This is a genomic window from Streptomyces kronopolitis (assembly GCF_050953795.1).
Lineage (GTDB): Bacteria > Actinomycetota > Actinomycetes > Streptomycetales > Streptomycetaceae > Streptomyces > Streptomyces kronopolitis_A.
In genome coordinates, this window is sequence record NZ_CP191850.1 from 6507560 (window position 1) to 6520456 (window position 12897).

A 12897-nucleotide genomic window follows, 5' to 3' on the forward strand; every position below is an offset into this window, starting at 1 on the left:
GGTGGAACTCTCTATCCGTTCCATGGAACCGCCTGCGGCGATGGAGTGCTTCCGGGGAGGCGCGGCGGGCGGCGGCCGTGGGGTCTTGACGGGTCGGGGTCCGGGATGAAGACTCATTCAACAGACTGTTGAATCCCGTGCCCGGCGCCCGTGCGGACACGTCCAGGGCCGTCTCGCCGTCCGCCCCGTCGGCCGTACGCCGCACGCGCCGCCGGCCGAAGCCAGAAGCACGATACGAGGAGGGGACCGGGTGTCCGAACCAGAGCTGGTGCTGCGCTCCACACGCGTCGTCACCCCGCAGGGCACGCGCGCCGCGACCGTCACCGTCCAGGACGGCACGATCGCCGCGGTGCTGCCGTACGACGCCCCGGCCCCGGCCGGAGCGCGGGTGGTGGACTGCGGCGACGACGCCCTGCTGCCCGGCCTGGTCGACACCCACGTGCACGTCAACGACCCCGGCCGCACGGAGTGGGAGGGCTTTTGGACCGCCACCCGCGCGGCCGCGGCCGGCGGGATCACCACCCTCGTCGACATGCCGCTCAACAGTCTGCCGCCCACGACCACCACGGCCCACCTCGACACCAAGCGCGCGGTGGCCCGCGGCAAGGCCCATGTCGACGTCGGCTTCTGGGGCGGCGCGATCCCCGGCAACGTCAAGGAGCTGCGCCCGCTGCACGACGCCGGGGTCTTCGGCTTCAAGTGCTTCCTGTCGCCCTCCGGTGTGGACGAGTTCCCCGCGGTCGACCAGGAGCAACTGGCCGCCGCCCTGGGCGAGATCGCCGGCTTCGACGGACTGCTGATCGTGCACGCCGAGGACCCGGGCCACCTGGACGCGGCGCCCGCACCGCACGGCCCCAAGTACACCGACTTCCTCGCCTCCCGCCCCCGGATCTCCGAGAACGACGCCATCGCCGGGCTGATCGTGCTCGCCGAACGGCTCGGCGCCCGGGTGCATGTGCTGCACCTGTCCTCGGGCGACGCGCTGCCGATGATCGCCGCCGCCCGCCGCGAGGGCGTCCGGATCACCGTCGAGACCTGTCCGCACTTCCTGACCCTGACCGCCGAGGAAGTCCCGGACGGGGCGACGGAGTTCAAGTGCTGCCCGCCGATCCGCGAGGCCGGCAACCAGGACGCGCTGTGGCAGGGCCTGGCCGACGGCACCATCGACTGCGTCGTCTCCGACCACTCGCCCTCCACCGCCGACCTCAAGACCGCCGACTTCGGCGCGGCCTGGGGCGGCATCTCCTCCCTCCAGCTGGGCCTGCCCGCCATCTGGACCGCGGCCCGGGCGCGCGGGCACGGTCTCGACGACGTGGTGCGCTGGATGTCCACCGCCCCGGCGGCGCTCGCCGGCCTCGGCCGCAAGGGCGCCATCGAGCCCGGCCGGGACGCGGACTTCGCGGTCCTCGCCCCCGAGGAGACCTTCACCGTCGACCCGCAGGCCCTCCAGCACCGCAACAAGATCACCGCGTACGCCGGGAAGACCCTGCACGGCGTCGTGCGCTCCACCTGGCTGCGCGGCCGGCAGATCAACGACGGCGCCACCCTCACCGAGCCCACGGGCACACTGCTGGAACGCCCGCGGCGCGGATAGCCGCGGTCGCCGAACCACCCCGCGGCCACTGCCGCGTGCCCCGGCTCTCCGCCGGGCGGGGTGCGGGGCGGTGCGACGGGTCAGTCCGCCACGGTGTCCCAGAACATCAGCTCGTACGCCTGGAGGAGGCGGCCGTAGCGGTGCGCCAGGGCCGGCTGCGCCTGGCCGGTGTCGAGGCCGTGCTGCACCGCCATGCGGGCCTGCTCCCCGACGGCCGGCGCCGGCTCGGCGAAGAACCCGAAGAAGGCCCGGGCCGCCTCCGGGAAGGCGTAGTGCTCGCGCATCGCGGCCTCGACGGTCGCGCAGGTGGCGCCCCAGGCGGCGAAGTTGGCGGTCAGCGCGATCGTCACATCGGCCGGTTCGCCGCCGAGGGCGAGCCGCGCCGCGTAGGACGGGTACGCCTGACAGCCCGGGCGCGGCCGGTAGCCGGCGATCTCCCGCTCGGTCAGCTCACACGCGTCCGCCAGCCCGGCCAGCTGCTTCAGGGCGTGTGCCTCCCCCTGGGCGAGCAGGTCGAAGAAGTCGGCCACCGGCGGATCGCCGTCCGCCCGCCGCGCCAGATGCTGGAAGCTGAGCCGGTCGGTGGCGATCACCTGGTGCTGTTCGAGGGCGAAGGTGGCGAACACCGAGCGCGGCGCCGTCCCCGCCTCGATCCGTGCGACCAGCCGGTTGGCGTCGGTGTCCGGGGCGAGCACCCGGACCGCGTCGTCGAGCACGGCGACCGCGGTCGGGCGGGGGGCTTCGGGAGCGCATCGGGCCATGGTGTCGGTCTCCTCCGGGGCGAGGGCGGTGGCCGGGGCCTCAGATTAGGGCGCGGGAGACCGGCACAGGGCGTGCTGACGCCGGTGCGTCCGGGGGAAGCGGACCGCCCCCTCCGCGGCCCCGGACCGGCGGAGCGCGACCGCGCGCCGGGCCGCCCGGCATACCGCGTCGTCGCGGGCGCGACCGTCCGCGCGCCCCCGCCGCTCAATGCGAAATCACCTCATTGACCTCGGGGACCACCGCCTGCTCCCGCCGGTGGAGCCGTACGGCCTCAAGCGCACCGCCCCCTGCCGCAAGCCGCGTACACACACCGGCCGAGACGCCGATCGTGCTCCGGACACCGCTCGTACCCACCTCGATCCACGCCACGGGGCCGGCCGCGTCGCACGGCCGCGGCACCACCACGGACCGCGCCGCGTCTTTGGGGGATGGAGGCCCACCCCCGCACCCGCTGCCCGTGCCACCCCGGGCGGTCCGTCACCGCGTCACCGCGTTTTGGCGATGACCACCAGGAGACTCATGAAGGCCAGCAGCACATGGGTCGCGACGACGTAGATGAACACCCGCACATACATCCCGCGGGGTGGCTTGTTCTCGACGTACGGCCGGGCGGCCGGTGCCTCGGGTGGCTGGTCCGCCGGCGGGGGAGTGGCAGGGGCGATCCGATCGGACATGACGCATCCGGTCCTTCCGTCAGGAGCGGCGCCGGGGCTCACAGCCCGCGGCGCCGCACGTCGTCACCGAGGCAGAGTTCGGCGGCGCCGCTCTGCAGCAGGGTGTGGACGAACAGCAGCTCCACCCCGCCCTGGGAGGCGGCGGCGATCCGGTGCGGGGTCAGCGAATCGAAGTGCGCCGCGTCCCCCGGATCCAGCACATGCACCGCCGCACCGAGCGTCAGCCGCAGCCGCCCGTCGAGGACGTACAGCCACTCCTCGCCGGGGTGCACCCGCACCAGCTCGCCCTGCGCCCGCTGCGGCACATGCACCCGCAGCGCCTGCATCGCCCGCCCGGCGCCGCCCACCGTCCAGTACGTCCAGCCGCCGGCCCGCGACGGTTCGGTGCGCCCGGCCCGCACGATCGGGTCCCGCTCCGGTGCGGTCTCACCGAGCAGGTCGGATACCGTCGTGCCGTAGGTGCGGGCCAGCGCCAGCAGCATCGGAAGCGACGGCTGCCGCCGGCCGGTCTCCAGCCGTGAGAGGTGCGCGGGCGACAGGCTCACCAGCCGGGCCGCGGTCTCCAGCGTGAGTCCACTGCGCCGCCGCAGGTCACGAAGTCGCGGTGCGACGGTGGACAGTGCTTCCGGCGGGGTGCCGGAGGGCTCGTCGGGGAGCTCGGTCATGTCACCGGTATAGCGAGGCCCCGCCTCCGGGGCAAAAGATTTGCCTCTCAGGCAAAAGCCCTCCGGGCCCGGACGGGCTCACCGCCCGGTGGCGCCGCCCGGGCTCACTCCCCGGCGTCCTGCGGATACCAGCGCAGCTCGACGGTGTTGCCGTCCGGGTCCTCGACGTAGATCGACTGCGCCATGCCCCGTGCCCCGTACCGGCCGACCGGGCCCTCCAGCACGGTGAACCGCCCCGAGTCGATGACCTCCTGCCAGTCCAGCGGCTCGACGACCAGGCAGAGGTGGTCGACGTTGGAGCCGCCGCCCGGGTCGCCGGCCACCAGATCGATGATCGTGCCCGGGCTGATCCGCACCGACGGGAAGGGGGCGTCACCGGCCCGCCACTCCTCCTCCCGGACCGTCTCCAGGCCGAGCGGCCCGCTGTAGAACGCGAGCGCGCGCTCCACGTCCCGCACCGTCAGCACCAGGTGATCGAAGTCCTTGACCCGCATGGGCAACCTCCCGTGATGTGCGCCGGACCGGCGCGGTCCGGCTGTGGCCCGCGTGCGCCGCACTCGGACCGATCCCGTTCAACCCCTGAATTCAACCCGAAACCGGCGCGGCCGCCGTCCTCCTGACGCCGGGGCGGCTCGCCGGCGCCCGCCCGGCACCGCACCGGCCTGGGCGGACGCCCGGCGGGGCCTCGGTTTCCCGAGAGCGAAAAGGCCTTTCCGGAAAGGCTTCTGACGCTACGTCGCATTCACCTCAATTGCGGGGGCCGTGTGAACTCCCGGAAAACTTCGGCCGTTTGGGATTGACAGGATCATGTCTACGCGCGTCATCCTGAGAGGCATGAGAATCCCCCCACGGATCACCAGGATCGGCGCCGCGGGCGCCCTCGCTTCGGCCCTTCTCATCGGCGGGACCGCGGTCGCCGCCACCCCTGCCGTCGCCACGACGCACACGGCCACCTCGTACGCCACGACGGTGCACGAGGCGGCCGCGGACGCCGCGGACATCGGCAAGGTCTGCTACTCCAAGCTGCCCTCACAGGCCCATGACACCCTCGACCTGATCGCGAAGGGCGGGCCCTACCCCTACCCGAAGGACGGCACGGTCTTCGACAACCGCGAGCACGCCCTGCCGGACCAGAGCGACGGCGAGTACTACCACGAGTACACCGTCGTCACGCCGGGCTCGCCCGACCGCGGCGCGCGCCGCATCGTGGCCGGCAAGAAGAAGGACGAGGACTACTACACCGCCGACCACTACTCGTCGTTCGACCTCGTCGACCGCGGCTGTTGAGCCCGCAAGGCCGTCAGGCCGTTAGCCGTACCGGACGTACGGCGGAGCGGCACCACACCACACGGCGGAAACGCTGACATCACACACCACTCGAGTAACAGGTCCATCGGGCCCGTTGCCCGGAGCCCACGGCGGCCGGGGTGCCTACGCACCCCGGCCGCCGCTGTGCTGTGCGCCCCCTGCGACCTGCCACTTGTTCCCATTCTCGGCAGAAGGGGCGCACGGGGCGCACCCCCGAGAGAGGATTGTCAGTGGTTCCCGGTAGCGTTTCGGCAGAAACGAGGAGCGGGCGGGCATCGGCGGAAATAGGCCCTGTGAGGTCGGCTGCCGGGACTCGTCCCGGAACGTGCCCTGTCCGTCGTGGGCCAGGTGCCGGACGGCATGCAGTGTCGGAGACAAGGAAGGACGGCGAACTGCCGTGTATCGCTGGGAGATCACCCGGGCAGCACTGGCGCAGCGCGTTTTCGCCATCGTCCGCAGCAGGACCTATGACGAGGCGAGCGCCACCGCCGACACCCTGCTGTCAGCCGGCATCACGAGCCTGGAGATATCCCTGACCACGCCCTTCGCGCTGGAGGCGGTCACCACGCTCTCCCGGGAACTCGGTGACGACGCGGTCATCGGCGCGGGCACGGTCCTTGACGGCGCCTCGGCGCGGATGGCGGTCGACGCGGGCGCCCGCTACCTGGTCTCGCCCAGCCTGGACGCCGAGGTCATCCGCACCGGCCACCGCTATGGCGTGCCGGTCTTCCCCGGCGTCTCGACGCCGACCGAGATGGTCCGTGCCCTCGAACTCGGCGCGGACGCGGTCAAGCTGTTCCCCGCCTCGGCGCACGACCCGTCCTGGCTGACGGAGGTCCGGGCCGCGCTGCCGCAGATGCCGGTGCTGCCGACGGGCGGCGTGACGGTCGACAGCGCGCCGGAGTGGATCGCCGCGGGCGCCGTCGCCGTCGGGATGGGCACGGCACTCTCCGAGGGGGACCGGGACACCGTCGCCAAGCGCGCCGCGGACCTCCTCGTCCGTCTTGAAGAGGCCGCCCCCGGCCGTCCGGCGATGCGGGGCGGCGCGGAGCTCTTCGAGGACTGAAGTCCGCGCACCCCGCCGCCGTCCGGGCCCCCGCGGTCGTCCGGGCCTCCGCGGTCGTTCCACCGGCCGCTCAAGGGGTGCACCGGCACCACGGCTCTGCCACGCTGAGAGCTTCCCCCGTGTGCCCCGCCGCCGCGTACCGGAGTCCCAGGAGCCCTGATGAAGCGCGCCGCCGCCCTCTCCGCCCTCGCCTGCCTGCTCGCCGTCAGCGCCACCGCCCCGGCGGCCTCGGGTGCCGCCGCGAGGGGCGGAGGGACCGCCTCCCCGGCCGCGGGGACGACCTCGGCCCTCGACGCCGTCCCGCGGCGCGGGGTGCTGCGGGTCTGCACCACCGGCGACTACCCGCCCTTCAGTTACCGCGACCCCAAGAACGGCAGCTACCGCGGTGTGGACATCGACATGGCCCGCGACCTCGCCAAGAGCCTCGACGCCAGGCCGCGTTATGTGCCCACCACCTGGGCACGGCTCGTCGGTGACCTGTCGGCCGGCCGCTGCGACATCGCCATGGGCGGGGTCTCCGTCACCCTCCCGCGTGCCCGCTCCGTCTACTTCAGCGCCCCGACCCGTACCGACGGCAAGACGCCGCTGGTGCGCTGCACGGACAAGGGCAAGTACGCGACCCTGCGGCAGATCGACCGGCCCGGCACCCGGGTCGTCGTCAACCCCGGTGGGACGAACGAGGAGTTCGCCCGCTCCCATCTGAAGCACGCCACCCTCACGGTGCACCGGGACAACACCACGATCTTCGACGAGATCCTCGCGGGACGGGCGGACGTGATGATGACCGACGCCAGTGAGACCCGCTACCAGGCCCGGATCCACCCGGAACTCTGCTCGCTGCACCCGGACAAGCCCTACACGTTCTCCGAGAAGGCCTACGCGCTGCCCCGCGGCGACAACGAGTTCAAGGCCTATGTGGACCAGTGGGTGCACCTGGCCACCCATGACGGCACGTACCGGAAGTACGAGGACGCCTGGATGACGCGATGACGCGGCGGCGCCGGTGACGGAACGGCACGAGGACGCGGGCGGCGGGGGGCCGGGCCGGCTGAGGCCCCGGCCGGCCCGCGGGCGGTCAGCCGCCGGCGCCGCCGTCACCGGCCGGTGCCCGGTGCCCCAGGATATTGACCACCCGGCCGTTCGGGTCCTCGACGAAGAAGCGGCGCACGCCCCACTCCTCGTCCTGGAGGGGCCGGACGATCCGCGCCCCGGAGCCGCGGACGGCGGCGTAGGCCGCGTCCACGTCGTCGACCTCGATGCTCAGGTCGGGGACGACCGGGGCGGTCGCGTCGTGGGTGAGGAAGGTGAGCTGGGCGGCGGGCTGGGCGGGGGAGGCCAGGGTCATCACCCAGCCGTGGTTCATCACCTCCTCGAACCCCAGCAGGCCGTAGAACGTGCGGTTCTCCTCCAGGGCGTCGCACTGGAGGTCGGGGACGACGCGGCGTACGGACACGGGCGCTCCTTCGGGCCGGGAGACGGGCCGCTGCCGGGCCCAGGGGCGGCAGCGGGGGCGACGGACCGGATTCTGCCGCGCGGCGGCCCGCAGCGCCCCTCACCCGCCCTTGTCCGGACAATGTGACCTCCGGACTTCCCGTCATCTGCCCGGGCGGATACGCTCGCGAGCGTGGGGAAACGCGAGAGTCAAGACGCCCCGGGCGCCGGGAGCACCGTTCAGTTCAGCGTGGACCGGAGCAGTCCGGTCCCGTTGTATTTCCAGCTGTCCCAGCAGCTGGAGGCCGCGATCGAGAACGGCGAGCTGGCCCCCGGCAGCCTGCTCGGCAACGAGATCGAGCTGGCCGGCCGGCTGGGGCTGTCCCGGCCGACGGTCCGGCAGGCCATCCAGTCGCTGGTCGACAAGGGCCTGCTGGTGCGCCGCCGCGGCATCGGCACCCAGGTCGTCCACAGCCAGGTCAAGCGGCCGCTGGAGCTGAGCAGCCTCTACGACGACCTGGAGGCGGCCGGACAGAAGCCGGCCACCCGGGTCCTGCTGAACACCATCACCGAGGCCGACGCCGAGGTCGCCGCCGCGCTGGGGATCGCCGAGGGCGCGGAGGTCGCGCTGGTCGAGCGGCTGCGGCTGACGCACGGCGAGCCGGTCGCGCATCTGCGCAACCACCTGCCGGCGGGGCTGCTCCCGCTGGAGACCGCCGCGCTGGAGGAGACCGGCCTCTACCGCCTGATGCGGTCGGCCGGCATCACCCTGCACAGCGCCCGCCAGGCCGTCGGCGCCCGCGCCGCGACCACGGAGGAGGGCGCCCGGCTCGACGAGCCGGAGGGCGCCCCGCTGCTCACCATGCAGCGGACCACGTTCGACGACACCGGGCGGGCGGTCGAGTTCGGCTCGCACGTCTACCGCGCGTCCCGTTACGCCTTCGAATTCCAGCTGCTGGTCCGTCCCTGAGCGGTCGGCGCACGAGCCCCCGCGGGGTGTCCCGGAGCGGCGCCGGACGGGGCTCCGCGCGTCGTTCCGTGGGCCGTCGGCCGGTCGATATCACCCGTGATGCACCGGCCTGTCGGGCCGTCGGCGGCCCTCTTCGTCAGAATGTTCTGACAAAGTATTGACGTGGCTCCGTGCGCGCCGTTACAAACTCCTCCAACCGCATTCCGGCGGCCGGGAGAAAAGGCGGTCCCACGATGAACGGCGTGCGTTCGGCGAGTCCCCGCACTGTCCGCGGCAGCACGGTGCGCAGGGCCGCCGCCTTACTGACCACCCTCGCGCTGGCCACCGGATGCGGCGCCGCCGGCGCCCAGGGCTCCCCGGAGACCGGCGACGGAGCGGGCAAGGGTGCCCCGCACCTGACGATCGGGATGGTCAGCCACTCCGGCGACGGCGACACCTTCTGGGACATCGTGCAGAACGGCGCGGAGCGGGCGGCCGCCAAGGACCACGTGAAGTTCCTCTACGCCCACGACAAGGAGGGCGCCCAGCAGGCCGCGCTGATCCAGTCGTACATCGACCAGAAGGTGGACGGGCTGATCGTCACCCTCGCCAAGCCCGAGGCCGTCCGGGCGGCCGTCCGCAAGGCCGTGGCCCACGGGATACCCGTCGTCACCATCAACTCCGGGGGTGAGTTCTCCCGGGCGTACGGGGCGCTGGCGCACATCGGCCAGGACGAGTCGGTGGCCGGCCGCGCGGTCGGCGACGAGCTGAACCGGCGGCACGCCAAGAAGGTCCTGTGCGTCGTGCACGAGCAGGGCAACGTGTCCCTGGAGGACCGCTGCGCGGGTGTCCGCAAGGCGTTCCGCGGGACGCTCGAGAACCTTGATGTCGACGGCACCAACGCGCCGGCCTCGCAGTCCTCGATCGAGGCGAAGCTGCAGGCCGACGCGTCCCTCGACACGATCGTCACGCTCGGTGCGCCGATGGCGGCGATCTCGGTCAAGGCCAGGGAGCAGGCCGGCAGCTCCGCGAAGATCGCGACCTTCGATCTGAACTCCGCCGTGGTCAAGCTGCTCAAGGCCAAGGACGTCACCTTCGCCGTCGACCAGCAGCCCTACCTCCAGGGCTACGAAGCGGTGGACCTGCTGTGGCTGCACCGGACCAACGCCGATGTGCTCGGCGGTGGCAAGCCGGTGCTCACCGGGCCCGCGCTGGTCACCGCGAAGGACGTGCCGAAGCTCACCGAGTACACCGGGCGGGGTACCCGGTGAGGCCCCGGTGCGGAGGGGGCCACCCCATGAACCGGGACAGATCACCGGTAACGGATACTTGGCCGGTTGATCCGGCCCGACCGGTGCCGCCCCATGGCGTCCCACCGGTGCAGACCGGGCAATCCGGACAGCGAATACAACCAACGCGGCCGACACGGCGGCATCAGCGGGAAGGGCGAGTCCTCGTGGCACGGGTTCGAAGAAGGGGACGCGTCGTCAGCGCTGTGCTGGCGGCGGTGCTCGGCGCCTCCCTGGCGGGGTGCAGCAGCACCGGAGGCAAGCGCGCGGAGGACGAGCGCGCCGCCCAGGCGGCCGGCGGCAAGGCCGCGGTCAACACCCCCCGGTGGACGTTTGCGATGGTCACCCACTCGGGGGACGGCGATACCTTCTGGGACATCGTCCAGAACGGTGCCAAGCAGGCCGCCGCCAAGGACAACATCAAGTTCCTCTACGGGCACGACAAGGAGGCCCAGCGGCAGAGCGAGCTGGTGCAGTCCTACATCGACCAGAAGGTCGACGGGCTGATCGTCTCGCTGGCCAAGCCCAACGCCATGAAGGACGTGGTGGCCAAGGCCGAGAAGGCCGGCATCCCGGTGATCACGGTGAACTCCGGCGCCGAGGAGTCCAAGGCCTTCGGCGCGCTCAGCCACATCGGCCAGGACGAGACCGTGGCCGGTGAGGCGGTCGGCGAGGAGCTGAACAAGCGCGGCCGCAAGAAGGCCCTGTGCGTGCTGCACGAGCAGGGCAACGTCGGCCACGAGCAGCGCTGTGACGGCGCCAAGAAGACCTTCAAGGGCGATCTGCAGAAGCTGTACGTCGAGGGCACCAACATGCCCGACGTGCAGTCCTCCATCGAGTCCAAGCTCCAGTCGGACCGGGGCATCGACGCCGTCGTCACCCTCGGCGCCCCGTTCGCCGACACCGCCGTCAAGGCCAGGGAGCAGGCCGGCAGCAAGGCCGAGGTCGACACCTTCGACCTCAACGCCCAGGTCGCGACCGGGCTCAAGGACGGCTCCCTGGGCTTCGCCGTCGACCAGCAGCCCTACCTCCAGGGCTACGAGGCCGTCGACCTGCTGTGGCTCTACAAGTACAACTCCGATGTCCTCGGCGGCGGCAAGCCGGTGCTCACCGGACCCCAGGTGATCACCAAGAAGGACGCCGCCGCACTGCAGGACTACACGAAGCGGGGGACGCGATGAGCCGGACCGAGACCTCCCCGGCGCAGCCCGCCAAGGGCGACGAACGGCTGCTGCACCGCTCCCTGGCGCGCCGGCTGATGGGCCGGCCCGAACTGGGCTCGGTCGTCGGAGCCGTCGCCGTCTTCCTCTTCTTCTCGATCGTCGCCGAACCGTTCCTGCAGGCCTCCAGCCTCTCCACGGTGCTCTACGCGTCCTCCACGATCGGCATCATGGCCGTGCCGGTGGCGCTGCTGATGATCGGCGGGGAGTTCGATCTGTCGGCCGGTGTCATGGTCGTCAGCTCGGCGCTGATCTCCTCGATGTTCAGCTACCAGATGACCGCCAACACCTGGGTCGGCGTCGGGGTGTCGCTGCTGGTGACCCTGGCCATCGGGGCGTTCAACGGGGTGCTGCTGACCCGTACGAAGCTGCCCAGCTTCATCATCACGCTCGGCACCTTCTTCATGCTGACCGGCCTCAACCTCGGCTTCACCAAGCTGATCGACGGCACCGTCTCGACGAAGTCCATCGCCGACATGGAGGGCTTCGACTCGGCCCGCGCGCTCTTCGCCTCGCATCTGACCCTCGGCAGCGTCGACATCCAGATCACCATCTTGTGGTGGCTCGTCCTGGTCGCCGTCGCCACCTGGATCCTGCTGCGCACCCGCGTCGGCAACTGGATCTTCGCGGTGGGCGGCAACGCCGATGCCGCACGGGCGGTGGGCGTCCCGGTCACCAAGACCAAGATCGGCCTGTACATGGGCGTCGCCTTCGCCGCCTGGGTCTCCGGCCAGCACCTGCTGTTCTCGTACGACGCGATCCAGTCCGGCGACGGCGTGGGCAACGAGTTCCTCTACATCATCGCGGCGGCGGTCGGCGGCTGCCTGATGACCGGCGGCTTCGGCTCGGCGATCGGCGCGGCCGTCGGCGCCTTCATCTTCGGCATGGCGAGCAAGGGCATCGTCTACGCGCAGTGGAACCCGGACTGGTACAAGTTCTTCCTCGGCGCGATGCTGCTGCTCGCCACACTCCTGAACGCATGGGTCCGCAAGCGGGCGGAGGAAAAGGCATGACAGCGCTGGTCGAGCTGGCCGACGTCAGCAAGTACTACGGCAACGTCCGGGCTCTGGAGGGGGTGTCCCTGGAGGTGCACGCGGGGGAGATCTCCTGTGTGCTCGGCGACAACGGCGCCGGCAAGTCCACCCTGATCAAGATCATCGCAGGGCTGCACCGGCACGACGCGGGCTCCTTCACCATCGACGGGGAGGAGACCACCCTGTCCTCCCCGCGCGAGGCCCTGGACCGTGGGATCGCCACCGTCTACCAGGACCTCGCCGTGGTCCCCCTCATGCCGGTGTGGCGGAACTTCTTCCTCGGCTCCGAGCCGACCACCGGCGTGGGCCCCTTCAAGCGGCTCGACGTCCGCACCATGCGCGAGACCACCCGCAGCGAGCTGCTGCGGATGGGCATCGACCTGCGCGACGTCGACCAGCCCATCGGCACCCTCTCCGGCGGCGAGCGGCAGTGCGTCGCCATCGCCCGGGCCGTCTATTTCGGTGCCAAGGTCCTCGTACTGGACGAGCCGACGGCGGCGCTCGGCGTCAAGCAGTCCGGCGTCGTCCTCAAGTACGTCGCGGCCGCGCGGGACGCCGGGCTCGGCGTGGTGTTGATCACCCACAACCCGCACCACGCCTACCTCGTCGGTGACCGCTTCGTGCTCCTCAAGCGCGGCGCGATGGCCGGCAGCCACGCGAAATCGGAGATCACCCTGGAGGAGCTGACCCGGCAGATGGCGGGCGGCAGCGAGCTGGAGCAGCTCAGCCACGAGCTGGCCCGCACCGCGACCCCGGAATTTCCCGGAGGTCACCGGCCCGACTGAGCACCCGTGGGAGATGCCCCGCCCCGCACCGCCTCCGAGCTGTGCGGGGCGCATCACTGTCCGTCGCGATGCGCCGGACGCCGCCGGTGATGCACAATCGCAGCGAACCAGCACATCGAG

14 protein-coding genes are annotated in these 12897 nt (G+C 71.9%); 9 read left to right on the top strand and 5 right to left on the bottom strand.

What is annotated here, in order from left to right:
* Positions 1-250 precede the first annotated feature (250 nt).
* Positions 251-1594, top strand: coding sequence for an allantoinase AllB (gene allB, locus ACQP17_RS28720; RefSeq protein ID WP_433858875.1), 1344 nt, complete (start codon positions 251-253; stop codon positions 1592-1594).
* 80 nt (positions 1595-1674) lie between these two features.
* On the opposite strand, the gene ACQP17_RS28725 is transcribed toward allB, so the two are convergent.
* The 4 genes from ACQP17_RS28725 to ACQP17_RS28740 form a co-directional block, all read right to left on the bottom strand.
* Positions 1675-2355 (bottom strand): transcriptional regulator, encoded by a 681-nt coding sequence (locus tag ACQP17_RS28725; protein WP_433858876.1) that lies wholly within the window; start codon positions 2353-2355, stop codon positions 1675-1677.
* A 486-nt stretch (positions 2356-2841) separates the two neighbouring features.
* Positions 2842-3030, bottom strand: coding sequence for a DUF6126 family protein (locus ACQP17_RS28730; protein WP_433858877.1), 189 nt, complete (start codon positions 3028-3030; stop codon positions 2842-2844).
* Between the two features lie 38 nt (positions 3031-3068).
* Positions 3069-3695, bottom strand: coding sequence for a helix-turn-helix domain-containing protein (locus ACQP17_RS28735; RefSeq protein ID WP_433858878.1), 627 nt, complete (start codon positions 3693-3695; stop codon positions 3069-3071).
* A gap of 104 nt (positions 3696-3799) precedes the next feature.
* Positions 3800-4189: a VOC family protein gene (locus ACQP17_RS28740; RefSeq protein WP_433858879.1), complete on the bottom strand. Its 390-nt coding sequence runs from the start codon at positions 4187-4189 to the stop codon at positions 3800-3802.
* A 340-nt stretch (positions 4190-4529) separates the two neighbouring features.
* Between ACQP17_RS28740 and ACQP17_RS28745 the strand changes: the two genes are divergently transcribed.
* From ACQP17_RS28745 to ACQP17_RS28755, 3 genes are all read left to right on the top strand, one after another.
* Positions 4530-4982 carry a ribonuclease domain-containing protein gene (locus ACQP17_RS28745; RefSeq protein ID WP_433858880.1) on the top strand — a complete coding sequence of 151 codons (453 nt, stop codon included), beginning with the start codon at positions 4530-4532 and terminating at the stop codon, positions 4980-4982.
* A gap of 418 nt (positions 4983-5400) precedes the next feature.
* Complete coding sequence (locus ACQP17_RS28750; protein WP_433858881.1) at positions 5401-6069, top strand: bifunctional 4-hydroxy-2-oxoglutarate aldolase/2-dehydro-3-deoxy-phosphogluconate aldolase; 669 nt, start codon at positions 5401-5403, stop codon at positions 6067-6069.
* A 159-nt stretch (positions 6070-6228) separates the two neighbouring features.
* Entirely contained in the window at positions 6229-7059 is an 831-nt protein-coding gene (locus ACQP17_RS28755; protein WP_433858882.1) for a transporter substrate-binding domain-containing protein, read from the top strand.
* Between the two features lie 85 nt (positions 7060-7144).
* Here the strand turns inward: ACQP17_RS28755 and ACQP17_RS28760 are convergent, their stop codons facing one another.
* Entirely contained in the window at positions 7145-7522 is a 378-nt protein-coding gene (locus ACQP17_RS28760; protein WP_433858883.1) for a VOC family protein, read from the bottom strand.
* 228 nt (positions 7523-7750) lie between these two features.
* On the opposite strand from ACQP17_RS28760, the gene ACQP17_RS28765 reads away from it, so the two are divergent.
* From ACQP17_RS28765 to ACQP17_RS28785, 5 genes are all read left to right on the top strand, one after another.
* A complete protein-coding gene (locus tag ACQP17_RS28765) occupies positions 7751-8470 on the top strand; it encodes a GntR family transcriptional regulator (RefSeq protein ID WP_433860031.1) in 720 nt (239 codons plus the stop codon).
* A 233-nt stretch (positions 8471-8703) separates the two neighbouring features.
* Positions 8704-9720 carry a substrate-binding domain-containing protein gene (locus tag ACQP17_RS28770; protein ID WP_433858884.1) on the top strand — a complete coding sequence of 339 codons (1017 nt, stop codon included), beginning with the start codon at positions 8704-8706 and terminating at the stop codon, positions 9718-9720.
* 224 nt (positions 9721-9944) lie between these two features.
* A complete protein-coding gene (locus tag ACQP17_RS28775; protein ID WP_433860032.1) occupies positions 9945-10919 on the top strand; it encodes a sugar ABC transporter substrate-binding protein in 975 nt (324 codons plus the stop codon).
* Positions 10916-11971, top strand: coding sequence for an ABC transporter permease (locus tag ACQP17_RS28780; protein WP_364879757.1), 1056 nt, complete (start codon positions 10916-10918; stop codon positions 11969-11971). The genes ACQP17_RS28775 and ACQP17_RS28780 overlap by 4 nt, the downstream gene beginning before the upstream one ends.
* Positions 11968-12777, top strand: a complete 810-nt coding sequence (locus ACQP17_RS28785; protein WP_433858885.1) for an ATP-binding cassette domain-containing protein — start codon at positions 11968-11970, stop codon at positions 12775-12777. Before ACQP17_RS28780 ends, ACQP17_RS28785 begins: the two co-directional genes overlap by 4 nt.
* The last annotated feature ends 120 nt before the right edge of the window (positions 12778-12897 follow it).

Excerpts from the sequence above, each read along its gene's own strand:
- ACQP17_RS28745 (WP_433858880.1), top strand. The coding sequence starts at position 4,530 with ATGAGAATCCCCCCACGGATCACCAGGATCGGCGCCGCGGGCGCCCTC.
- ACQP17_RS28770 (WP_433858884.1), top strand. The coding sequence starts at position 8,704 with ATGAACGGCGTGCGTTCGGCGAGTCCCCGCACTGTCCGCGGCAGCACG.
- ACQP17_RS28725 (WP_433858876.1), bottom strand. The coding sequence starts at position 2,355 with ATGGCCCGATGCGCTCCCGAAGCCCCCCGCCCGACCGCGGTCGCCGTG.
- ACQP17_RS28755 (WP_433858882.1), top strand. The coding sequence starts at position 6,229 with ATGAAGCGCGCCGCCGCCCTCTCCGCCCTCGCCTGCCTGCTCGCCGTC.
- ACQP17_RS28785 (WP_433858885.1), top strand. The coding sequence starts at position 11,968 with ATGACAGCGCTGGTCGAGCTGGCCGACGTCAGCAAGTACTACGGCAAC.
- ACQP17_RS28735 (WP_433858878.1), bottom strand. The coding sequence starts at position 3,695 with ATGACCGAGCTCCCCGACGAGCCCTCCGGCACCCCGCCGGAAGCACTG.
- ACQP17_RS28740 (WP_433858879.1), bottom strand. The coding sequence starts at position 4,189 with ATGCGGGTCAAGGACTTCGATCACCTGGTGCTGACGGTGCGGGACGTG.
- ACQP17_RS28730 (WP_433858877.1), bottom strand. The coding sequence starts at position 3,030 with ATGTCCGATCGGATCGCCCCTGCCACTCCCCCGCCGGCGGACCAGCCA.
- ACQP17_RS28780 (WP_364879757.1), top strand. The coding sequence starts at position 10,916 with ATGAGCCGGACCGAGACCTCCCCGGCGCAGCCCGCCAAGGGCGACGAA.